Source organism: Oceanicola sp. 22II-s10i (assembly GCF_002210105.1).
In the GTDB taxonomy this organism is placed as follows: Bacteria; Pseudomonadota; Alphaproteobacteria; order Rhodobacterales; family Rhodobacteraceae; genus Pseudooceanicola.
This window is the reverse complement of the sequence record NZ_AQQU01000003.1, coordinates 202,190-221,641: the sequence shown is the minus strand read 5'-3', so window position 1 is coordinate 221,641 and position 19,452 is coordinate 202,190. Positions and strand designations below refer to the sequence as shown.

The 19,452-nt window shown below is 68.4% G+C and carries 22 protein-coding genes; 13 read left to right on the top strand and 9 right to left on the bottom strand.

All coding sequences use genetic code 11. The features are described from left to right. Positions 1–12: 12 nt before the first annotated feature. The 3 genes from rsmA to ATO6_RS11205 are packed head-to-tail and all read left to right on the top strand — an operon-like array spanning position 13 to position 2,614. Positions 13–855, top strand: a complete 843-nt coding sequence (gene rsmA / locus ATO6_RS11215) for a 16S rRNA (adenine(1518)-N(6)/adenine(1519)-N(6))-dimethyltransferase RsmA (RefSeq protein ID WP_088624086.1) — start codon at positions 13–15, stop codon at positions 853–855. Further along, positions 852–2,153 (top strand): SDR family oxidoreductase, encoded by a 1,302-nt coding sequence (locus ATO6_RS11210; RefSeq protein ID WP_088624085.1) that lies wholly within the window; start codon positions 852–854, stop codon positions 2,151–2,153. The genes rsmA and ATO6_RS11210 overlap by 4 nt, the downstream gene beginning before the upstream one ends. Then, positions 2,150–2,614, top strand: coding sequence for a DUF2269 domain-containing protein (locus ATO6_RS11205; RefSeq protein WP_088624084.1), 465 nt, complete (start codon positions 2,150–2,152; stop codon positions 2,612–2,614). Before ATO6_RS11210 ends, ATO6_RS11205 begins: the two co-directional genes overlap by 4 nt. Before the next feature lie 3 nt (positions 2,615–2,617). Here the strand turns inward: ATO6_RS11205 and ATO6_RS11200 are convergent, their stop codons facing one another. The 3 genes from ATO6_RS11200 to prfA form a co-directional block, all read right to left on the bottom strand. Beyond that, entirely contained in the window at positions 2,618–3,256 is a 639-nt protein-coding gene (locus ATO6_RS11200; RefSeq protein WP_088624083.1) for a DUF4167 domain-containing protein, read from the bottom strand. Between the two features lie 231 nt (positions 3,257–3,487). Then, on the bottom strand, positions 3,488–4,306 hold the full coding sequence (gene prmC, locus ATO6_RS11195) for a peptide chain release factor N(5)-glutamine methyltransferase (RefSeq protein WP_088624209.1): 819 nt from the start codon (positions 4,304–4,306) through the stop codon (positions 3,488–3,490). Between the two features lie 17 nt (positions 4,307–4,323). After that, on the bottom strand, positions 4,324–5,373 hold the full coding sequence (gene prfA / locus ATO6_RS11190; RefSeq protein ID WP_088624082.1) for a peptide chain release factor 1: 1,050 nt from the start codon (positions 5,371–5,373) through the stop codon (positions 4,324–4,326). A 61-nt stretch (positions 5,374–5,434) separates the two neighbouring features. Between prfA and ATO6_RS11185 the strand changes: the two genes are divergently transcribed. Then, entirely contained in the window at positions 5,435–5,761 is a 327-nt protein-coding gene (locus tag ATO6_RS11185; protein WP_088624081.1) for a hypothetical protein, read from the top strand. On the opposite strand, the gene ATO6_RS11180 is transcribed toward ATO6_RS11185, so the two are convergent. Genes ATO6_RS11180 through ATO6_RS11170 form a run of 3 tightly spaced genes read right to left on the bottom strand, consistent with a single transcriptional unit; the run spans position 5,696 to position 8,256 of the window. Beyond that, positions 5,696–6,106, bottom strand: coding sequence for a DUF1499 domain-containing protein (locus ATO6_RS11180; RefSeq protein WP_088624080.1), 411 nt, complete (start codon positions 6,104–6,106; stop codon positions 5,696–5,698). The two genes, ATO6_RS11185 and ATO6_RS11180, sit on opposite strands and share 66 nt — an antisense overlap. Positions 6,107–6,126: 20 nt before the next feature. After that, complete coding sequence (speB, locus tag ATO6_RS11175; RefSeq protein WP_088624079.1) at positions 6,127–7,089, bottom strand: agmatinase; 963 nt, start codon at positions 7,087–7,089, stop codon at positions 6,127–6,129. Positions 7,090–7,092: 3 nt separating this feature from the next. Next, complete coding sequence (locus tag ATO6_RS11170) at positions 7,093–8,256, bottom strand: M20 aminoacylase family protein (RefSeq protein ID WP_088624078.1); 1,164 nt, start codon at positions 8,254–8,256, stop codon at positions 7,093–7,095. 64 nt (positions 8,257–8,320) lie between these two features. Here ATO6_RS11170 and mazG point away from each other — a divergent pair, with 64 nt between their 5' ends. Next, positions 8,321–9,169 carry a nucleoside triphosphate pyrophosphohydrolase gene (mazG, locus tag ATO6_RS11165; RefSeq protein ID WP_088624077.1) on the top strand — a complete coding sequence of 283 codons (849 nt, stop codon included), beginning with the start codon at positions 8,321–8,323 and terminating at the stop codon, positions 9,167–9,169. Positions 9,170–9,253: 84 nt separating this feature from the next. Then, positions 9,254–10,261, top strand: a complete 1,008-nt coding sequence (locus tag ATO6_RS11160) for a Fe(3+) ABC transporter substrate-binding protein (RefSeq protein WP_088624076.1) — start codon at positions 9,254–9,256, stop codon at positions 10,259–10,261. 7 nt (positions 10,262–10,268) lie between these two features. Here the strand turns inward: ATO6_RS11160 and ATO6_RS11155 are convergent, their stop codons facing one another. Then, positions 10,269–11,144 (bottom strand): hypothetical protein, encoded by an 876-nt coding sequence (locus ATO6_RS11155; protein ID WP_088624075.1) that lies wholly within the window; start codon positions 11,142–11,144, stop codon positions 10,269–10,271. Between the two features lie 127 nt (positions 11,145–11,271). Between ATO6_RS11155 and ATO6_RS11150 the strand changes: the two genes are divergently transcribed. The 3 genes from ATO6_RS11150 to ATO6_RS11140 all read left to right on the top strand — a co-directional run bounded on the left by ATO6_RS11150 (position 11,272) and on the right by ATO6_RS11140 (position 14,253). Beyond that, on the top strand, positions 11,272–12,210 hold the full coding sequence (locus ATO6_RS11150) for a nucleoside hydrolase (RefSeq protein ID WP_088624074.1): 939 nt from the start codon (positions 11,272–11,274) through the stop codon (positions 12,208–12,210). After that, entirely contained in the window at positions 12,207–12,650 is a 444-nt protein-coding gene (locus ATO6_RS11145; protein WP_254919124.1) for a GNAT family N-acetyltransferase, read from the top strand. The genes ATO6_RS11150 and ATO6_RS11145 overlap by 4 nt, the downstream gene beginning before the upstream one ends. 181 nt (positions 12,651–12,831) lie before the next feature. Beyond that, positions 12,832–14,253, top strand: a complete 1,422-nt coding sequence (locus ATO6_RS11140; RefSeq protein WP_088624073.1) for a YdiU family protein — start codon at positions 12,832–12,834, stop codon at positions 14,251–14,253. Here ATO6_RS11140 and ATO6_RS11135 read toward each other — a convergent pair. Both ATO6_RS11135 and ATO6_RS11130 read right to left on the bottom strand, forming a co-directional pair. Continuing rightward, positions 14,229–15,125: a DMT family transporter gene (locus tag ATO6_RS11135; RefSeq protein WP_254919123.1), complete on the bottom strand. Its 897-nt coding sequence runs from the start codon at positions 15,123–15,125 to the stop codon at positions 14,229–14,231. The two genes, ATO6_RS11140 and ATO6_RS11135, sit on opposite strands and share 25 nt — an antisense overlap. 31 nt (positions 15,126–15,156) lie before the next feature. Further along, positions 15,157–15,801: a hypothetical protein gene (locus tag ATO6_RS11130; RefSeq protein ID WP_088624071.1), complete on the bottom strand. Its 645-nt coding sequence runs from the start codon at positions 15,799–15,801 to the stop codon at positions 15,157–15,159. A gap of 36 nt (positions 15,802–15,837) precedes the next feature. Here ATO6_RS11130 and ATO6_RS11125 point away from each other — a divergent pair, with 36 nt between their 5' ends. The 4 genes from ATO6_RS11125 to ATO6_RS11110 all read left to right on the top strand — a co-directional run bounded on the left by ATO6_RS11125 (position 15,838) and on the right by ATO6_RS11110 (position 19,426). Next, entirely contained in the window at positions 15,838–16,536 is a 699-nt protein-coding gene (locus tag ATO6_RS11125) for an endonuclease/exonuclease/phosphatase family protein (protein ID WP_088624070.1), read from the top strand. A gap of 59 nt (positions 16,537–16,595) precedes the next feature. Next, entirely contained in the window at positions 16,596–17,873 is a 1,278-nt protein-coding gene (locus tag ATO6_RS11120; RefSeq protein WP_088624069.1) for a sodium:proton antiporter, read from the top strand. Beyond that, a complete protein-coding gene (locus ATO6_RS11115) occupies positions 17,870–18,394 on the top strand; it encodes a DUF1697 domain-containing protein (protein WP_088624068.1) in 525 nt (174 codons plus the stop codon). The genes ATO6_RS11120 and ATO6_RS11115 overlap by 4 nt, the downstream gene beginning before the upstream one ends. A gap of 153 nt (positions 18,395–18,547) precedes the next feature. Next, positions 18,548–19,426, top strand: a complete 879-nt coding sequence (locus ATO6_RS11110; protein WP_088624067.1) for a DMT family transporter — start codon at positions 18,548–18,550, stop codon at positions 19,424–19,426. Positions 19,427–19,452 lie beyond the last annotated feature (26 nt).

Here is a 19,452-nt window from a genome sequence, read left to right as displayed (position 1 = left end):
GCGGGGCCGTCCGTGGCGACCATCGACGGCCTGCCGCCCCTGCGCGATGTCATCGCGACCCACGGGCTGAGCGCGAAGAAGGCGCTCGGCCAGAACTTCCTGCTGGACCTGAACCTGACCGCCAAGATCGCCCGCCTCGCGGGGGATATGTCGGCCTGCGACGTGCTGGAAATCGGGCCCGGCCCCGGCGGCCTGACCCGTGGCCTGCTGGCCGAAGGCGCGCGGCGCGTGCTGGCGATCGAGAAGGACGCCCGCTGCATGCCCGCGCTGGCCGAGATCGCGGCGGTCTATCCGGGGCGGCTTGAGGTCATCAACGGGGACGCGCTGGAAGTCGACCCGCTGGCGCATCTGACCCCGCCGATCCGGGTCGCGGCGAACCTGCCCTACAATGTCGGGACCGAACTGCTGGTGCGCTGGCTGACCCCCGCCGAATGGCCGCCGTTCTGGGAAAGCCTGACGCTGATGTTCCAGAAGGAGGTGGCCGAGCGCATCACCGCCGCGCCGGGATCGAAGGCGTACGGCCGTCTCGCCCTGCTGGCCCAGTGGCGCGCCGATCCGCGCATCGTGCTGAGCCTGCCACCCGAGGCCTTCACCCCCGCGCCCAAGGTCTCCTCCGCCGTCGTGCACCTGACCGCCCTGCCCGCGCCGCGGTTCGAGGCCGATCCCAAGGTGCTGGAACGGGTGGTGGCGATGGCCTTCAACCAGCGGCGCAAGATGCTGCGCGCGGCGCTCAAGGGGCTGGTCCCCGATCTGGAAGACCGTCTGATCGCGTCCGGCATCGAGCCGACCGACCGGGCCGAGACGGTGTCGCTGGAACAGTTCTGCGCGCTGGCCCGCGCTGTCAAGGCGGGATGACCGGGGTCCGGCGTGTTCTGGTTCTGGGCGGCTACGGCCTGATCGGTTCCGCCTGTCTGCGGGCGCTGAAGGCCCAGGGGTTCGAGGTCACCGGCATGGGCCGGTCCGCGCGGTCGGCCGAAGCCGTGGCGCCGGACATACACTGGCACATCCGGGACATAGGTCAGGTCAGCGTCGACGACTGGCGCGTCCTCCTCGACGGCGTGGACGCGGTGGTGAACGCCTCGGGCGCGCTGCAGGACGGGGCGCGTGACGATCTGGAGGCGATTCACGTCACCGCCCTGTCGCGGATTGCCGGGGCGGCGGAGGGGCGTGCGCTGCGGTTCGTGCAGATCTCGGCGGCAGGCGTATCGGAGATAGCCGGAACGGAGTTCTTCCGCTCCAAGGCGCGCGGCGATGCGGTGGTGGCGGGGATGGCCGACCACGTGATCCTGCGCCCGACTCTGGTGCTGGCCCCCGAAGCCTATGGCGGCACGGCTTTGCTGCGCGCCGCCTGCGCTATGCCGGGAGTGATGCCGCGCATCCTGCCGGACGCGCCGGTGCAGACGGTGTTCATCGACGATCTGGCTGCAGCGGTGGTTGCGGCGGTCCGGGGCGACGTGACCTCGGGACTGGTCGCGGATCTCACCGGGCCGGAGGTCTGGACCTTTCCCGACCTCTCCACACGGATCCGCCGGTGGCTGGGCCTGCCCCCCGCGCCATGGACACCCTCCGTCCCCTATCCGTTGCTGCGCATTGGCGGCGCCATGGCGGACGCGCTCGGCCATCTCGGCTGGCGGTCCCCGTTGCGCACCACGGCGCTGAAGGCGCTGGCGGAGGGTATCCGGGGCGACCCTGCGGTATGGAACGCAGCGGGCGCGCACCCCTGCCGGGGGCTGGAGGCGACGCTGGCCGCCATGCCCGCCACGCGGCAGGACGTGACCTACGCGCGGATGTTCCTCGCCCTGCCGCTGGCCATCGGCGTGCTGGCGCTGTTCTGGCTGGTCTCGGGGCTTGTGGCCCTGGCCGATCCCGGCGCTGCGGCAGAGGTTCTGACATCGCGGGGCACGAATGGAGCTCTCGCCATGGTGCTGGTCCTCGGCGGCGCCGTCACCGACATCGCCCTCGGCGCGGCGATCCTGTGGCGCAGGGCCACGCGGCTGGCGGCGGCGGGGATGGTGGCCGTGTCGCTCGCCTACATGGCCGGGGCCGCGCTTCTGGCGCCGGACCTCTGGGCCGATCCGCTGGGTGCGATGGTCAAGGTGATCCCCGGCATGGCGCTGGCCATCGTGGTCTGGCTGGGGCTTGAGACGCGATGACCCACGACATCCTGCTGTTCCTGCACGTCATCGGCGCGACCGTGCTGCTCGGCACCGGGGCGGGAATCGCGTTCTTCATGGTGATGGCGCAGCGCAGCCGCGATCCGTCGCTGATCGCGCATGTGGCGGAGATCGTGGTGATCGCGGATTTCGTCTTTACCGCCACCGCCGCAATCGCCCAGCCCGTCACCGGCGCGCTGCTGGCGCTGAGCGCGGGATGGCCGCTGACCGAGGGCTGGGTCGCGTGGTCGCTGCTGCTCTATGTCGTGGTGGGCGCGTTCTGGCTGCCGGTCGTAGGCTTCCAGATCCGGCTGCGCGACATGGCGCGGGCCGCGAGGGACGAAAGGCGGGCATTGCCGCCCGCCTATCATCGTCTTTACCGTCTGTGGTTCGCCTTCGGCTTTCCGGCCTTCGCGGCGGTGCTGGCCATCGTCTGGCTGATGCTGACCAAGCCCGCCTGACGATCACTCCGCCGCGGCGGGTGCGCCTTCGTCCGGGGTCGAATTCCCGTCACCCTTGGGCTTGCGCGGCTTGCGGTTGTAGGTCCGCTTGGGCTTGGCCTGGGGCTTGTTCTCGGGCGTTTCGACAAGGCCGCTTTCCTCGTCGCCCGAGGGCTCGGAGGTTTCGACCACGTCCAGCGCATCGGCCTTCTGCGGGGCGTCCTGACGGGGTGCGTCCTGACGGGGCTGCTCCTGCCGCCCGCTGTCGTCGCGTGCCGCCTCGGCCTCGGAATGCTGGGGCTGGTCGTCGGACTGACCGCCCGATTCCCGTTCCTGCCGCTGCGCGCGTTCGCGATCGCGATCGGCCTGACGCTGGCGGTTTTCCTGTTCCTGCTGCTCGCGCCGCTGGTCCTGCTCCTTCTGGGCCTCGCCCAGCATCCGCAGGTAGTGTTCGGCGTGCTGCTGAAAGTTCTCAGCCGCCACGCGGTCGTTGCCAAGCTGTGCGTCACGCGCCAGCTGATTGTATTTCTCGATGATCTGCTGCGGGGTGCCGCGGACCTTGCCCTCGGGCCCCGAGCTGTCGAAAACGCGGTTGACGATGTTCCCGACGGACCGGTTGTTGCGGTTCGACTTGTTCCGCGAACGTGATTTCGAAGATCTCATATGTCCTGTAGTCCAGCCTGCGTTTATCCGTTCCGTGCGCCCCGCGATGCGCCTCTTGCGCGTCCTTGTCTCGGGTCGGCGGTTCTGTTCGGCTTGGAGTCAAGCGGGATGGCGAAAGGTCATCCTCCGCGCTGACTTGGTATCCGAGTAAACATCTCGGAGGGGTCCTGACAAGGGGGAAATGGGAAAAATCCACAGCTTTACGCGCATTTTCGCCCTGTTGTGATGGGTCTACGGCGCTTTTGCCGCAACCACGCGGTCCCTTCCGTCCAGATCTGGAAGGATGCGGATGTCCGTCAGACCGGCTGCCGCGAAGACCTCGGCGACGGCCGCGCCCTGTGTCAGGCCGATCTCGACCATCAGATGTCCACCCCCGGTCAGATGTGCCGACGCTCCCTCCGCAATAGTGCGATAGGCCTCCAGCCCGTCCCCGCCGGGTGTGAGCGCGAGATGCGGCTCCCAGTCCCGCACCTCAGGGGCGAGGTCGGCCATCTCGGCCTCGGTGATGTAGGGCGGGTTCGACAGGATCAGGTCGAAACGGCCCCTGACCTGCGCGAACCAGTCGGACCGGATCAGGGTCGCGCGTTCCGTCAGGCCAAGCGCCCCGGCATTGCGCTGCGCAACCGCCAGCGCGGCGTCAGAGAGGTCGGTGCCGGTCCCGGTCGCGCCGGGCCGGTCGCCGAGAACGCTCAGCAATATGCAGCCCGTGCCGGTGCCGAGGTCAAGGACCGTGTCGAACGGCACCTCGAGCGCGGCGGCGACGAGCGTTTCGGTATCCGGGCGCGGGTCCAGCGTGTCGCGGGTGACGGCGAAGCGGTGCTTCCAGAATTGACGATACCCGGTGATCTGGCTGACCGGCTGGCGTTTCAGACGTGCCGCGACGGCAGCCTCGAACCGCGCCGCGACAGCGTCGGGCAGCGGATCGCGCAGGGCCCCCATGAGCGCATAGCGCGGGGTCGAGCCGCCATAGGCATGGGCCATGAGCGCCAGCGCGTCGCCCTGCCCGTTCTCGATCCCCGCGGCGGTCAGGCGGCGACCGGCCTCGGTCATCACCGCGTGACCGGTGGTCACGCCTCGTCCTCGGCCAAGAGCGCGGCCTGATGGTCCGCGATCAGGGCGTCGATGATGTCGTCCAGATCGCCCTGCATCACGGCATCGAGCTTGTAGAGCGTCAGGTTGATCCGGTGATCGGTCATCCGGCCCTGCGGAAAGTTGTAGGTGCGGATCCGCTCGCTGCGGTCGCCCGATCCGACCTGCGCCCTGCGGTCGGCCGCGCGGGCGTCGGCGGCGGACTGGCGGGCCATGTCGAACAGCTTGTTCCGCAGCACCTGCATCGCGATGGCGCGGTTCTGGTGCTGGGACTTTTCCGACGAGGTCACCACGATACCGGTCGGGATATGGGTGATGCGCACGGCGGAATCGGTGGTGTTCACGTGCTGGCCGCCCGCGCCGGACGACCGCATGGTGTCGATCCGCAGGTCGTTCGGGTCGATCTGGACGTCCACCTCCTCGGCCTCGGGCAGAACCGCCACGGTGGCTGCCGAAGTGTGAATCCGCCCGCCCGATTCCGTCTCGGGGACCCGCTGGACGCGGTGGACGCCGGATTCGAACTTGAGCCGGGCAAACACGCCCTCGCCCCGGACCGCTGCGACGACCTCCTTGATGCCGCCGAGTTCCGTCTCGGCCATCTCGACGATCTCGAACCGCCAGCCCCGCCCCTCGGCATAGCGCTGGTACATCCGCAGCAGATCGCCCGCGAAGAGCGCCGCCTCGTCCCCGCCGGTGCCGGGGCGGATCTCGATCATCGCGGGGCGCGCGTCGGCGGCGTCCTTGGGCAGGAGCGCCAGTTGCAGCGCCTTCTCGGCCTCGGGCAGACGGGCCTTGAGGCGCGGCAGTTCCTCTTCGGCCAGCGCCCGCATCTCGGGGTCGGCCAGCATCTCCTGCGCCTCGTCCATGTCGGCGCGCAGGGCCTGCCAGTCGCGGATCTGCTCCACCACGGGGCGCAGTTCAGCATATTCGCGGCCAAGCGCGGCGATGTCGCCGCCGCCCTGCGACATGCGGGCCTCGACATAGCCGAAACGGTCGAGAATGCGGTGGATGCGGTCTTCGGAAATCATGCGGGTCTGTCCCCCATCACTCGGGCTTGGTCAAGGGCCCTGACGGTGGTATCATCAGCCCATGCGTAGCGCGATCATCCTTTGCCTTCTGGCCGGGTCCGCCGCCGCCGACGTCAAGGGTCCGGGCGGCAAGGTGATCGACTGCTATTGCACCGACACCACCGGCGGCCGCATCGAACTTGGCGAGACGATCTGCCTGCACGTGGATGGCCGCATGTTCATGGCCCAGTGCCAGATGTCGCTGAACGTGCCGATGTGGCGCGAGATCAGCGAAGGCTGCGAGGTGTCGCGCCTGTCGCTGCCCCGGACATCCCTGCCGCAGTCAACCGCCCCGCTCCAGACGTCTCAGCCAGTGCTCGACACGCCGGCGGTTGCGCCCGAGATCTGACCGGCCGAACCGCGCGCGGGCATGGATCTCGAGCCGGCTGTCGCGGCTGCGGACCGTCGTCAGGTCCGGCAGGCCCCAGATCATGGAGCGGGTGACATAGGTCATCATCCCCGACCGCAGGCTGCCTGCCAGCAGCTCGGTGCGGGGCGTGTCGCGGATGATGCGGTCGAATTCCGCCAGCGCATCGGGCCAGGCCGTGATGCGCCGGCGCAGGCCGTCGGGCCGGTCCTCGTCCCGCTCGGCCTGCGGCGGCACATGCCAGTCCGCCGCCCGGATCGGCGCCAGACGCAGCACTGCCTGCAAGATGACGATCGCGGCCACCAAGATGGCCAGGGCCCAGACCATGCCTCCCCCTGTGCGAGACCTCAGCGGCGCCGAGTATAGGCCCAGAGACAGATCAGTTCCATCGCGACGTGCGCGCCCGCGATGGCCGTCGCCCCCGTCGTGTCATAGGGCGGCGAGACCTCGACCACGTCGCCGCCGGTCAGGTTCACCCCGGCCAGATCGCGCAGCATGATCGCCGCCTGACCCGAGCTCAGCCCGCCCCAGACCGGCGTCCCGGTGCCCGGCGCGAAGGCCGGGTCGAGCGCGTCGATGTCGAATGTCAGGTAGGCCGGTTGATCGCCCACGATCTCGCGGATCCGCGCCGCGATGGCCTGAGGCCCGGCCTCGTGAACCGTGCGGGCGTCGATGATGTTCATGCCCCAGGTATCCGGATTCGTTGTGCGAATCCCGACCTGAACCGATCGCGCCGGGTCGATCAGCCCCAGCTTGATCGCCTTGTAGACGAAGGTGCCGTGGTCGATCCGTTCCATGTCGTCGTCCTGCCATGTGTCGGAATGGGCGTCGAACTGGATCAGGGCGAGCGGGCCGAACTTCTCGGCATGGGCCTTGAGGATCGGCAGGGTGACGAAGTGGTCGCCCCCCAGCGTCACGGTCCCCGCGCCGCCCGCGAGGATGGTGCGGATATGCGCCTCGATCAGTGCGGGGGTCTCCCAGACCTTGGCGTAATCGAACGCGACGTCACCGTAGTCGATGACGGCGAATTCGCTCAGCGGGTCGAAATCCCAGCCATAGGGCGGGTCGTAGGGCTGCAGGCTCGACGCCTCGCGGATGGCGCGGGGGCCGAAGCGGGTGCCGGTGCGGTGCGTCACCGCCTGGTCGAAGGGCACGCCGGTGACGGCAAGGTCCACGCCGGTCAGGTCCTTGGTGTATTTCCGCCGCAGGAACGAGGTCGCGCCGGCGAAGGCGTTCTCGAAGGACAGGCCTTTCAGGTCTTTCCGCGTGAAGGCGTCGTCGATTGCGGTCTTGGCGTCTTCCAGTGCCATCCGTTACCTCGCAGGCTGCGCCGTCTCGACCAGCCGCACGAAGTAGCTGGCGCCGAGCGGCGCGATGTCGTCGTTGAAGTCGTAGCCGGGCTGGTGCAGCCCGTCCGTGTCGCCCTGCCCGATCACCATGTAGGCGCCGGGGCGGGCCTGCAGCATGTAGGCGAAATCCTCGGCCCCCATTTCCCGGTTCTCGCGAAAGATCACCTGATCACTTGCCACCACACCTCGGGCGGCCTCGGCGGCAAAGGCGGCCTTGTCGGGGTCGTTCACGGTGGGCGGATAACCATACTGGTAGTCCAGCTCCGCCTCGACGCCATAGGCCGCCGCCTGCCCCTTCACGATCTCCTCCATCCGGCGCTTCGCCATGTCGCGCACCTCGGGGACGAAGCTGCGGATGGTGCCGTTCAGATAGGCGGTGTCGGGGATCACGTTGTCGGCGGTGCCCGCGTGGATCTGCGTCACCGACAGCACCATTTCGTCACGGGCGTAGTGGTTGCGGCTGATGATCGTCTGCAGCGCCTGCGCGATGCCGACGGCGGCCATGATCGGATCGCGCGTCTCCTGCGGGTTGGCGGCGTGGCCGCCCTGCCCCTTCACGTGGATGTGGAACGTGTCGTCGGAGGCCAGCACCGGCCCCGGCCCGGTCATGAAGGTGCCCGCCGCGATGCCCGGCGCGTTGTGGACGGCATAGACCTGTTCCACGCCGAAGCGGTCCAGCACGCCTTCCTTGACCATCACGCCTGCACCGCCGCCCAGTTCCTCGGCCGGCTGGAAGATCAGCGCGACCCGGCCGGCGAAATTCCGCGTTTCCGCCAGATAGCGCGCGGCGCCGAGCAGCATCGTCGTGTGCCCGTCGTGCCCGCAGGCATGCATCCGCCCCGGCGCGGTCGAGGCATGTTCCGCTCCCGTCGCCTCGATGATCGGCAGGGCGTCCATGTCGGCGCGCAGGCCGATGGTCGGACCCTTGCCCTGCCCCTCGATGATCGCGACGACGCCGGATGTGGCGATGCCGGTGTGGATCTCCTCGATCCCGAATTCCTTCAGCCGGTCGACCACGTAGGCCGCCGTTTCGTGGCACTCGAATCCCAGCTCCGGATGCGCATGCAGGTGCCGCCGCCACGTCTTCATGTCGTCGGCAAAGCCGGCGATGCGGTTGATGACGGGCATGGGTGGACTCCTGCAGGATGCTCTGGTTTGCCTGTCACCAAACCTGAAAGCCGGAGGGCCTGCAATGGCGGATGACCTGATCCACGACCCCAAGGGCGGGATGCCGCGCCTGCTGGCGATCATGGCCCGGCTGCGCGATCCCGAGACCGGCTGTCCCTGGGACATCGAGCAGGATTTCGCCACCATCGCCCCCTACACGATCGAGGAAGCCTACGAGGTCGCCGACGCCATCCAGCGCGAGGCATGGGGCGAGTTGAAGGGCGAACTTGGCGACCTGCTGTTCCAGACGGTGTTCCACGCGCAGATGGCCGTCGAACGCGGGTTGTTCGACTTTCACGAGGTCGCGGACACGATGTCGGACAAGATGGTGGCCCGGCATCCGCATGTCTTCGGCGACGAAAGCCGCGACAAGTCGCCAGAGCAGCAGACGAAGGACTGGGAGACGATCAAGGCCGCCGAACGCGCGGCCAAGGCGCAGGGGGGCGTGCTGGACGGCGTCGCGCTCGGCCTGCCCGCGCTGACCCGCGCGATCAAGCTGCAGAACCGCGCCGCACGGGTCGGGTTCGACTGGCCCGGCGCGGGCGACGTTCTGGACAAGCTGACCGAGGAGGCCGCCGAACTGGTCGAGGCGCGGGACCGGCTGGGCCCCGAGGAGATCGAGGAGGAGTTCGGCGACCTGCTGTTCGTCGTCGCCAACCTCGCGCGGCATCTGAAGGTCGATCCCGAGGGGGCACTGAGGGCGGCCAACGCGAAATTCACGCGCCGATTCAATCGGATCGAAGAGAAACTTGAAGCGATCGGAAAGACCCCGCGCGACAGCGACCTGGCCGAAATGGACGCGCTTTGGGATGAGGCCAAGGCGGAGGAAAAAGCACGCAAGGCGGTGGCGCGAAGGGCGGACACGAATACCTGATACAAACATTCAGGCATTGACCCGACAAAATAACTCGGATTTAAGCGGCGGCGACGCAAAGGCTCCACACGAAAGGGAGGACCCATGTTCCACGCCGCCAAGAGCACCGCGCTCGCCCTCGCTGTCGCCGCCACGCCCGCGATGGCCGACGAGGTGAACCTCTACTCCTACCGCCAGCCGGAACTGCTGAAACCGCTGACCGACGCCTTCACCGCCGAGACCGGGATCGCCGTAAACGTCGCCTTCCTCGACACCGGCATGGTCGAGCGCCTGCAGGCCGAGGGCGACCGCTCGCCCGCCGATCTGGTGCTGACCGTCGACATCGCCCGCCTGAACGCCGTGGTCGAGGCCGGTGTCACGCAGCCGGTGCAGTCCGAGGTCCTCAGCGCCAACGTCCCCGCCGCCTTCCACGATCCCGAGGGCCAGTGGTGGGGTCTGACCACCCGCGCCCGCATCGTCTATGCCTCGAAAGAGCGCGTGGCGGATGGCGAGGTGACCACCTACGAGGATCTCGCCGATCCGAAGTGGGAAGGCCGTCTCTGCACCCGTTCCGGCACCCATGCCTACAACGTTGCGCTGGTCGCCGCCTACCTGCATCACCATGGCGAGGAGGCCACGAAGACCTGGCTGGAAGGACTGAAATCCAACCTCGCCCGCAAGCCGCAGGGCAATGACCGCGCGCAGGTCAAGGCGATTTGGGCCGGTGAATGCGACATCGCCATCGGCAACACCTATTACATGGGCCAGATGCTGGCCGATCCCGAGCAGACCGAATGGGCGAACTCCGTCCGCATCGTCTTCCCGACCTTCGAGAACGGCGGCGCGCATGTGAACATCTCGGGCATCGCGCTGACCAAGTCGGCGCCGAACAAGGACAACGCCATCAAGCTGATGGAATTCCTCGTCTCGCCCGAAGCGCAGGAAATCTATGCCGAGGCGAACCACGAATACCCGATCGCACCGGGCTCCGAACCCTCCGAGCTGGTGCAGGGCTGGGGCACGTTCACCCCGGACGACGTCAACCTGATGGACATCGCCGCCCTGCGCCCCGACGCGATCAAGCTGATCGAAGAGGTCGATTTCGACGGCTGAGCCGCGCCTAGCGCACCAGCGTGACACCATCCATGCCGCCGATTTCCCCGAGATCGTCGGCATATCTTTTTTCCATCGCCGCGATCTGTCCGGGCGTGAAGGCGGCAAAGCCCAGATCGGTCCGGTCCCCCGCATGCTCCGCCACGACCGCCTGCCACGCGGGACGGTCCAGCGCCTCGCCCGCGCGATACCGCGCCTGCAGCAACTTCAGCGCGCGGTCGGTGGCGGACAGGTTCAGGCTCCGCTCCGGCTCCACCGGGGCCGCGATCGCGCCCTCGGGCAGCAGGCGCTGCAGCAACGCGGCACTCGTCCCCCGCGCGCCATACTCCACCACGCTGAACCGCTCGGGCCGGAACCGGTTGCGCAGGATGGTGATCAGCTCGGGCCAGCCGCGCTCCATCCCCGCCATCCGGTCGCGAATCTCGGCAAACGTCGGCACCGCGTTGTCCTCGGCCCGCTTGCGATAGGCCGAGACGAACAGCTGGTCGTACCGCCGCACCACGTAGACCAGATGCGCCACCGGCCCCGGCAGCGCGGCGGCCAGCAGCTTGGCGCGGCGGCGCGCGGCGGGAAAGAACTCGCCCTTGTAGAAGTGATACATCCGTCCGGGGATGTTCTCCTCGGACAGGATCAGGTCACGCGACCCGTCTTTGCGATGGCGGGCGATTTCCCCGGTCACGCCCGCGATCCACGCGTCGTCCGGCGACCGGGCGTGGCGCGGATGCGGCAGCCGCAGCGCCAGCCTGCCGTCGGCGATCCCGTCGCGCCCCGGATAGGCCAGGTCGAACCCCGCCGCCTCCAGCGCGCCGCGGTTGGCCGACAGGCAGGCCTGGAAGGACGAGGTGCCGGTCCGGTGCGCCCCGGCGTGTAGGTATACCCGCATGATCCCTGCCCGATCCGCCCCTGTTTCCGGCCATCCTTTCCGATCCGCCGCGTCGCCGCAATCCACCCGTGGACTCCGCGGCCCGCCCGCGTCACTCTCGCGCGACACCTCGCAATACGGAGCCCCCATGTCCCGCAGGATCATCATCGACACCGACCCCGGACAGGACGATGCCGTCGCGATCCTTCTGGCACTGGCCAGCCCCGACGAGATCGAAGTGCTGGGGATCACCGCCGTCGCGGGCAACGTGCCGCTGGCGCTGACGCAGAAGAACGCGCGCATCGTCTGCGAACTGGCCGGTCGAACCGACATCCGCATCTTCGCCGGCTGCGACCGCCCGTTGGAGCGTCCGCTGATCACCGCCGAGCATGTGCACGGCAAGACCGGGCTCAACGGCCCGACGCTGCCCGATCCGACCATGCCCCTGCAGGACGCGCATGGCGTCGACTTCATCATCGAGACCCTGCGACAGGAGCCGCCGGGCACTGTCACGCTCTGCCCGCTCGGGCCGCTGACCAACATCGCCACCGCCTTCGCCCGTGCCCCCGACATCGTCGGACGGGTGCAGGAGATCGTCCTGATGGGCGGCGCCTATTTCGAAGTCGGCAACATCACCCCCTCGGCCGAGTTCAACATCTACGTCGACCCCCATGCCGCCGACGCCGTCTTCCGCTCCGGCGTGCCGGTCACGGTCATGTCGCTCGATGTCACCCACAAGGCCCTTGTCACCCGCCCCCGCAACGACGCCTTCCGCGCCATCGGCAACCGGGTGGGCGAGGCGGTGGCGGCGATGACCGACTTCTTCGAACGCTTCGACAAGGAGAAATACGGCTCCGAAGGCGCGCCGCTGCACGATCCCTGCGTGACCGCCTACCTGATCCGCCCCGAGCTCTTCACCGGCCGCCACATCAACGTCGAGGTGGAAACCACCTCGCCCCTGACCCTCGGCATGACCGTCGCCGACTGGTGGCGGGTGACGAAACGCGCGCCGAATGCCATGTTCATGGGCACGATCGACGACGATGGCTATTTCGCGCTGCTGACGGAAAGGCTGGCCCGCCTGTGACCAACATCCATCTCGCCCGCCCCGAGGACGCCGACCGCCTGCTGGCCATGGTCGCCGCCTGCCACGACGAACTGGGCATCCGGCAGTCCGACGCCGACCGCGCGGCGGCGCTGGCGCCGCTGCTCGACGGCTCACCGCACGGGGTCGCCTACATGATCGGGCCCGTCCGCGCGCCGATCGGCTACACCGTGATCTCCTTCGGCTGGTCGCTGGCCTATGGCGGGCTGGCCGGACAGGTGCAGGACATCTGGATCCGCCCCGGCGTCCGCCGCCGCGGCATCGGGACCGAGGTGCTCTACGCCCTGCCCAAGGCGCTGGCCCAGGCCGGGCTCTGCGCCCTCAGCGCCGCCGCGCCGCCCGCCACCCCCACCGAGATCTTCTTCCGCCGCGCCCGTTTCGCCAATCACGACGATTCGGTCGTCATGACCCTCCGCCTCTGACCCGGCACCCGTTCGCCCCGCCCGACGGCGTCCCTCGCCGGTCCCCTGCTTCTTCTGGTCTCAAATACTTTCGGGGGTGAATTGCGGGCACAGCCCGCAAGAGGGGGCAGACAGCCCCCTCTCTCGCCCCACCAGGCACAGCCCGCTGGCAAAAGCCCCGCACCGCACCTACCTTCCCCCCATGACCCTCGCGATCCCCTTCGACAACAGCTACGCCCGGATGCCCGCCGGTTTCTACACGCGCCTCGCGCCCACACCGGTGCGCGCGCCCCGGCTCCTCGCCTTCAACACCGCGCTCGCCACGGAACTCGGCCTCACCGACATCCCCGACCCCGCGACCCTCGCCGCGATCTTCTCGGGCAACACCCTGCCCGAAGGCGCCACCCCCCTCGCCCAGGTCTACGCCGGCCACCAGTTCGGCGGCTTCTCGCCCCAGCTCGGCGATGGCCGCGCGATCCTGCTGGGCGAGGTCACGGCCCCCGATGGCACGCGCCGCGACATCCAGCTCAAGGGGTCGGGCCCCACCCCCTATTCCCGCATGGGCGACGGCCGGGCCTGGCTTGGCCCCGTGCTCCGCGAATACGTGGTGTCCGAGGCGATGCACGGCCTCGGCATCCCCACCACCCGCGCACTGGCCGCCGTGGCCACCGGCGAGGAGATCGCGCGCGAGGCGATGCTGCCCGGCGCCATCCTGACCCGCGTGGCGGCGAGCCACATCCGGGTCGGCACCTTCCAGTATTTCTTCGCGCGCCGCGACGCCGGTGCCCTGCGCGACCTCTTCGACCATGTCCGCGCGCGTCACTACCCTGACACTGACACGCCCGAGGACCTACTTGAGGCGGTCATCGCCAGGCAGGCGCGGCTGGTGGCGCAGTGGATGTCCGTGGGCTTCATCCACGGCGTCATGAACACCGACAACACCACCGTCTCGGGCGAGACCATCGACTACGGCCCCTGCGCCTTCATGGACCAGTATCACCCGGCCACGGTCTATTCCTCGATCGACCGGCAGGGGCGCTACGCCTTCCAGAACCAGCCGGGCATCATCACCTGGAACCTCGCGCAGTTCGCGTCCTGCCTCGTGCCGCTGATGCCGGATCAGGACGCCGCCGTCGCCCGGTTCACCGAGATGATCCATGCCGTCCCCGACCGGGTCAGCGCGGAATGGCTCGACCTCTACCGCGCCAAGCTGGGCCTCGCCTCGAGGCGCGAGGAGGACGAACGCCTGATCACCGACCTGCTGGCGCTGATGGCCAACGACGGGGCGGATTTCACCAACACCTTCCGCGCCCTCGGCACCCCCGCCGCGCGCGACCAGTTCACCGACCGGGCCGCCTTCGACGCCTGGGCGGAGCGCTGGCTGGCCCGGTCGGAGGGCGAGGCCGACCGTTCAGGTCGGATGAGCCGCGCGAATCCGGCCTTCATCCCGCGCAACCACCGGATCGAGCAGATGATCGAGGCCGCCGTCGCGGGCGACATGGCCCCGTTCGAACGGCTGATGCAGGTGCTCGCCCGTCCCTACGAGGATCAGCCCGAGACCGAGGATCTGACCCGTCCGCCGCTGCCCGGTGAAGAGGTTCAGGCCACCTTCTGCGGCACCTGAGTCCGGCGGTTGATCAGCCAGATCCCCGCCGCGACCAGCGTGATCCCGATGACGACCGAGGCGTGCAGCGGCTCGCCCAGGATCGCCCAGGCCAGGACCACCGAAAAGACCGGCGTCAGGAAGCTGTAGCTCGCCACCGCGGGGGCGGGATAAATGCGGATCAGCAGCAGCCAGGCCCAGAAGCAGAACAGGGCCACGGCAAAGACCTGGTAGCCCATCAGCCAGATGTGCTGGCTTTCGAAGTCGCGCACCAGCGGACCGAAGAACACCGCCGCGCCCAGCAGGAACGGCGTCGAGACGCCGAGCTGCCACAACAGCGTCGCCTCGCCCGGGATCCGTGACATGGCCGAAGCGCGCAGCAGCATCCCGACCGCCGCCCAGCCGATCGCCCCGACAAAGGCCACGACATCGCCCAGCAGATCCGTCCGCTCGCCGCCCTGGTCGGCCATCACCACCGCCACGGCGGCCAGACACAGGCCGAGCCCGAGGATGCGCGACCCGGTCAGCCGTTCGCCGGGCAGCAGGAAGTGGGCCATGATGCTCAGGTGCACGGGCATGGTGTAAAACATGATCGACACGTGGCTGACGCTGGTCCGGTCGACCGCCACGTAGAGGCACAGGAATTCGAACGCGAACAGGAAGCCGACCGCGCAGCCCGCGATCACCACCTCGCGCGTCATCGGAAACCGGATCCGGCGCAGCAGGATATAGGCCGCGATGAACAACGCGGCGACGCCCGATCTCAACCCCGCCTGAAACACCGGCGACAGCCCTTCGGAGGTGAGCTTCATCACCACCTGGTTGCCGCCGAGGATCAGGGAAATGAGGATGAGGAACGCCGCGCCGGGCGCGTCGATACGGGTCTTGGTCATGGCGCGCACTCTGACCGACCGTTAGGTCGCGTCAAGACCTCGGACGACGGAAGCGCGAGAACATCTTGGGGTTCTTCTGGACGAAATACTGGATCGCCCCGGTCAGCCCCCCGAGGTTCTGCCCCTTGAGCCATGCGAACCCGAGAGCCGATCCCAGCAACGCCCCGCCCGCGTCCACGATCAGGTCGCCCATCGTGTCCATCAGGCCGGACTTCTGCATGTTGGTGCCGAATATCTGGTCCATCCCGAATTCGAAGATTTCCCAGATCGACCCGATCGTCATGGCAAAGCAGAAGGCGAAGAAGGCCATCGCGATCGGCGGCGCGGCATAGCGGTCGCCCTGGAACATCATGAAGACGAGGATGAAGCCGATCAGGCCGAAACCGATGGCGCTGCCGCCGTGCATCGCGATGTCCCACCACCAGAAGCGGTAGTAGAACTGGAACACCTCGCCCAGGAACAGCGTGCCGCCGACGAACATCGTGGTGGCGGCGATGAATCCGCGCGGGACCTCGATCTCGGCCCACTTGGCGACAAAGACCGGGGCCATCGACAGGCCCAGCGTCACAAGTGCCACCATGCCCACTTCCAGCCGCCAGCGGATCAAAGCATAGGCGGCAAACAGGGCCAGCAGCGTCCAGATGACGCGCGTCAGCAGGGCCTGACCCTGAAACATGGTGACTTGCTCCGAAATTGACCTATCCAGTCTCTTATGAAAGCGCGCTCGGTCCGTATAGCAACCTACAACCTGCAGAAATGCGTCGGCCTCGATCTCAGGCGCCGGCCCGACCGGTCGCTTGCCGTGCTGGCCGCGACCGGCGCGCAGATCGCCGTGCTGCAGGAGGCCGACAAGCGCATCCCGCCCCGGCCCGCCGCCCTGCCCCATGCGCTGGCGCATTCGCACGGCTGGCGGGTGGCCAACCTGGAGAGCCACGACGGATCCATCGGCTGGCACGGCAACGCGGTCCTGCACCGCGACGATGTCGAAGTGGCCGAGACCGACCTGATCGAACTGCCGGGGCTGGAGCCGCGCGGCGCGATCCGCGTGGATTTCGAGACGCCGCTCGGTCCGCTGCGGGTCGTGGGCACCCACCTCGGGCTGATCCGGCGCTACCGGCTGATGCAGCTTGCGACCATCCGCAGGGCGCTGGACGACCTCGACGACCGGCCGACGGTGATCGCCGGGGATTTCAACGAATGGGGCGGGCCGCAGGCTATGCAGTCGCAGCTCGATCCCTATCGCATCCTGCCGTCGCGCCCCTCCTATCCCGCCCCGCGCCCGGTCGCAGCGCTGGACCGTTTCGCGCTCGGCCCCGGTCTGGCCAGTGACGGGCCGCAGGTGCACAAGACCCAGCCCGCCCGCGTCGCATCGGACCACCTGCCCGTCTGGATCGACCTCACGAAGGCGTGAGGCTTGCCCCCGCACCTATCCTCTGATCAAGGTGGAAGCCTGTTACGGGGCGTATTTCAATGACCATTCTACAGATCACATCCCTGCTCATCGTGCTCGCCGCGGCCTTCGGCGCGATCAACTACCTGTTCCTGCGCCTACCTGCCGCCATCGGGATCCTCGTGGTGGCGCTGCTGGCCTCGCTCGGGGTTCTGGTGCTGGACCAGTTTATCCCGGCTCTCGGGATCGCCGAAGATGTCCGCGCACTTGTGCTCGGGATCGACTTTTCCGATGCCCTGCTGGAGGGGATGCTGGGCCTGCTGCTCTTCGCCGGTGCGCTGCACGTCAAGGTGCAGGACCTGCGCGACCAGTGGGGGCCGGTCTTCCTGATGGCCACCATCGGGATTGCCTTGTCCACCGCGGTGGTTGGCTTCGGTTTTTCATGGCTGACCGGTATGCCGCTGATCGTGGCGCTGGTGTTCGGCGCGCTGATCTCGCCCACCGATCCGGTGGCGGTTCTGGGCGTCCTGCGGGCGGCGAACCTGAAGAAGTCGCTGGAAACCAAGATCGCGGGCGAGAGCCTGTTCAACGACGGCGTCGGCTATGTCGTCTACCTCGTCCTCGTCGGCCTCGCCTTTCCCGCAGTGGCCGGACACGGCACGGGGCACGGCGCCGGGCATGACGACGGCGGGGTCGCGATGGATGCGATCCTGCTGTTTGTGCAGGAAGCCTTTGGCGGTGCGCTGCTCGGGCTTGTGCTGGGCTGGCTGACGTTCCGTGTCATGCGGCTGATCGACGACCATTCGCTCGAGGTGCTGATCACGCTGGCGCTGGCCTTCGGCGGCTACGAGCTCGCCGTCGCCCTGCATGTGTCGGCCCCGATCATGGCCGTCTGCGCGGGGCTGCTGATCGGCGACGTCGGCGCCAAGCACGGGATGAGCGAGACGACCCGCAAATACGTGGACACCTTCTGGCAGCTGATCGACGAGATCCTGAACGCCGTCCTGTTCCTGCTGATCGGGGTCGAGGTCTTTGCCGTCGCCTTCAGCGGCGACCTGCTGCTGACCGGCGCGGCGGCGATCGCGCTGGCGCTGGTGGCACGGCTGGCGGCGGTGGCCGTGCCGGTGCTGATGCTGCGCCCGTTCCGCGAGTTCGCGCAGGGCACCATCCCGATCATGACATGGGGCGGGCTCAAGGGCGGAATCTCGGTCGCGCTGGCGCTGGCCCTGCCCGAGAGCGAATGGAAACCCCTGATCCTGACCGCGACCTACTGCGTCGTGATCTTCTCGATCATCGTGCAGGGGCTGACGGTCGCGAAACTGGCGAACCGGGTCGGACGGGAACCGGACCTGGTATGAGGTGGGTGGTCCTGCTGCGCGCCGTGAATGTCGGCGGCACCGGGAAACTGCCCATGACGGCGCTGAGGGACGCGCTTGCGCAGGGCGGGGCCGAGAACGTCGCGACCTACATTCAGTCCGGCAACATTCTGATGGACATCGAAAAAGGAGAGCCGCGGGAGGTCGAGGGGTTCGTCATGAGTCTTGTGGAAACGCAGTTCGGCTTCCGCCCCGGCGTCATGGCTTTCCGGCCCGAGGACATTGACGCGGCGCTCAGCGGTGTGCCCTGGCCTGACGTGCCCGAGCCGAAGCATGTGCACCTGATGTTCTTCACCGCCACGCCGGCCGAAGATGCGCTGTCGGTGCTGGAGCCGCAGTGCACACAGGACGAAGTGCTGGTGATGGGCCGGCACTGCCTCTACGCGCATACGCCCGAGGGGCTGGGCAAGTCGAAGCTGAACGGCAGGATCGAGAAGGCGGTCGGCTGTGCCGTGACGGCTCGGAACCTGAACTCCGTGCGGAAAATTCGGGACCTGGTCTGACGGACAACGCGGCCCGCGTTCTGTCCGAAGGCGCGGTGCGGCGAAACCCGCCCGCCCCCCGCGCGAGGGCGGGGTTGCACCCGCGCCCGCGTCCCGCCCCCTTGCCCTTCCGGACCCGAGGGTGCATGCCTCGCGCGCAACCGGGGGAGCCGTATGGACGACAGCGGACAGAAACGGGCGGACACGCTCAGGGCGCTCGTGTGGATGACCGGGGCGATCGTGTCGTTCATCTCGATGGCCGTTGCCGCGCGGGCCGTCAGCTTTGACCTCGACACCTTCGAGATCATGCTGTGGCGCTCGGTCACCGGGATCATCATCGTCTGCGCCGTGCTGACGACGCGCGGGCTCTGGGGACAGGTCAACGCCCGCCAGATGCGGCTGCACGGCATCCGCAACCTCGCGCATTTCACCGGCCAGAACCTGTGGTTCTACGCGATCACCGTGATCCCGCTGGCACAGGTCTTTGCGCTGGAATTCACCTCTCCGCTCTGGGTGCTGCTGCTGGCGCCGCTGATCCTCGGCGAACGGATGACGAAGGTGCGCGGCCTGTCGGCGCTGATCGGCTTTGCGGGCATCCTGATCGTCACCCGCCCCGGCACCGGCGAGATCAATGCGGGCGTCATCTGCGCCGCCGTCGCCGCCATCGGCTTTGCGACCACCAACGTGCTGACGCGCAAACTGACGCGCACCGCCTCGGTCGCATGCATCCTGTTCTGGCTGACCGTGCTGCAGGCGCTGTTCGGCCTGATCTGCGCGGGCTACGACGGCGACCTCCGCCTGCCCTCTGCCGTCACCGCGCCGTGGCTGCTGCTGATCGGCTGCGCGGGGCTGCTGGCGCATTTCTGCCTGACCAACGCGTTGCGGCTGGCGCCCGCCAGCGTGGTCATGCCCGTCGACTTCGCCCGCCTGCCGCTGGTGGCGGTCATCGGGGCGCTGATCTATGCCGAACCGCTCGATCCATGGGTCCTGCTGGGGGCGGCGGTGATCTTTGCGGGCAACTACCTGAACATCCGCGCCGAGACGCGTGCGTGATTGCACAAGGTTCGGATTGCGGCCGC

Bases quoted from the DNA above. Each gene is read 5' to 3' on its own strand.
- ATO6_RS11210 (WP_088624085.1), top strand. From the start codon at position 852: ATGACCGGGGTCCGGCGTGTTCTGGTTCTGGGCGGCTACGGCCTGATC.
- ATO6_RS11205 (WP_088624084.1), top strand. From the start codon at position 2,150: ATGACCCACGACATCCTGCTGTTCCTGCACGTCATCGGCGCGACCGTG.
- ATO6_RS11200 (WP_088624083.1), bottom strand. From the start codon at position 3,256: ATGAGATCTTCGAAATCACGTTCGCGGAACAAGTCGAACCGCAACAAC.
- prmC (WP_088624209.1), bottom strand. From the start codon at position 4,306: ATGACCGAGGCCGGTCGCCGCCTGACCGCCGCGGGGATCGAGAACGGG.
- prfA (WP_088624082.1), bottom strand. From the start codon at position 5,373: ATGATTTCCGAAGACCGCATCCACCGCATTCTCGACCGTTTCGGCTAT.
- ATO6_RS11185 (WP_088624081.1), top strand. From the start codon at position 5,435: ATGCGTAGCGCGATCATCCTTTGCCTTCTGGCCGGGTCCGCCGCCGCC.
- ATO6_RS11180 (WP_088624080.1), bottom strand. From the start codon at position 6,106: ATGGTCTGGGCCCTGGCCATCTTGGTGGCCGCGATCGTCATCTTGCAG.
- speB (WP_088624079.1), bottom strand. From the start codon at position 7,089: ATGGCACTGGAAGACGCCAAGACCGCAATCGACGACGCCTTCACGCGG.
- ATO6_RS11170 (WP_088624078.1), bottom strand. From the start codon at position 8,256: ATGCCCGTCATCAACCGCATCGCCGGCTTTGCCGACGACATGAAGACG.
- mazG (WP_088624077.1), top strand. From the start codon at position 8,321: ATGGCGGATGACCTGATCCACGACCCCAAGGGCGGGATGCCGCGCCTG.
- ATO6_RS11160 (WP_088624076.1), top strand. From the start codon at position 9,254: ATGTTCCACGCCGCCAAGAGCACCGCGCTCGCCCTCGCTGTCGCCGCC.
- ATO6_RS11155 (WP_088624075.1), bottom strand. From the start codon at position 11,144: ATGCGGGTATACCTACACGCCGGGGCGCACCGGACCGGCACCTCGTCC.
- ATO6_RS11150 (WP_088624074.1), top strand. From the start codon at position 11,272: ATGTCCCGCAGGATCATCATCGACACCGACCCCGGACAGGACGATGCC.
- ATO6_RS11140 (WP_088624073.1), top strand. From the start codon at position 12,832: ATGACCCTCGCGATCCCCTTCGACAACAGCTACGCCCGGATGCCCGCC.
- ATO6_RS11135 (WP_254919123.1), bottom strand. From the start codon at position 15,125: ATGACCAAGACCCGTATCGACGCGCCCGGCGCGGCGTTCCTCATCCTC.
- ATO6_RS11130 (WP_088624071.1), bottom strand. From the start codon at position 15,801: ATGTTTCAGGGTCAGGCCCTGCTGACGCGCGTCATCTGGACGCTGCTG.
- ATO6_RS11125 (WP_088624070.1), top strand. From the start codon at position 15,838: ATGAAAGCGCGCTCGGTCCGTATAGCAACCTACAACCTGCAGAAATGC.
- ATO6_RS11120 (WP_088624069.1), top strand. From the start codon at position 16,596: ATGACCATTCTACAGATCACATCCCTGCTCATCGTGCTCGCCGCGGCC.
- ATO6_RS11115 (WP_088624068.1), top strand. From the start codon at position 17,870: ATGAGGTGGGTGGTCCTGCTGCGCGCCGTGAATGTCGGCGGCACCGGG.
- ATO6_RS11110 (WP_088624067.1), top strand. From the start codon at position 18,548: ATGGACGACAGCGGACAGAAACGGGCGGACACGCTCAGGGCGCTCGTG.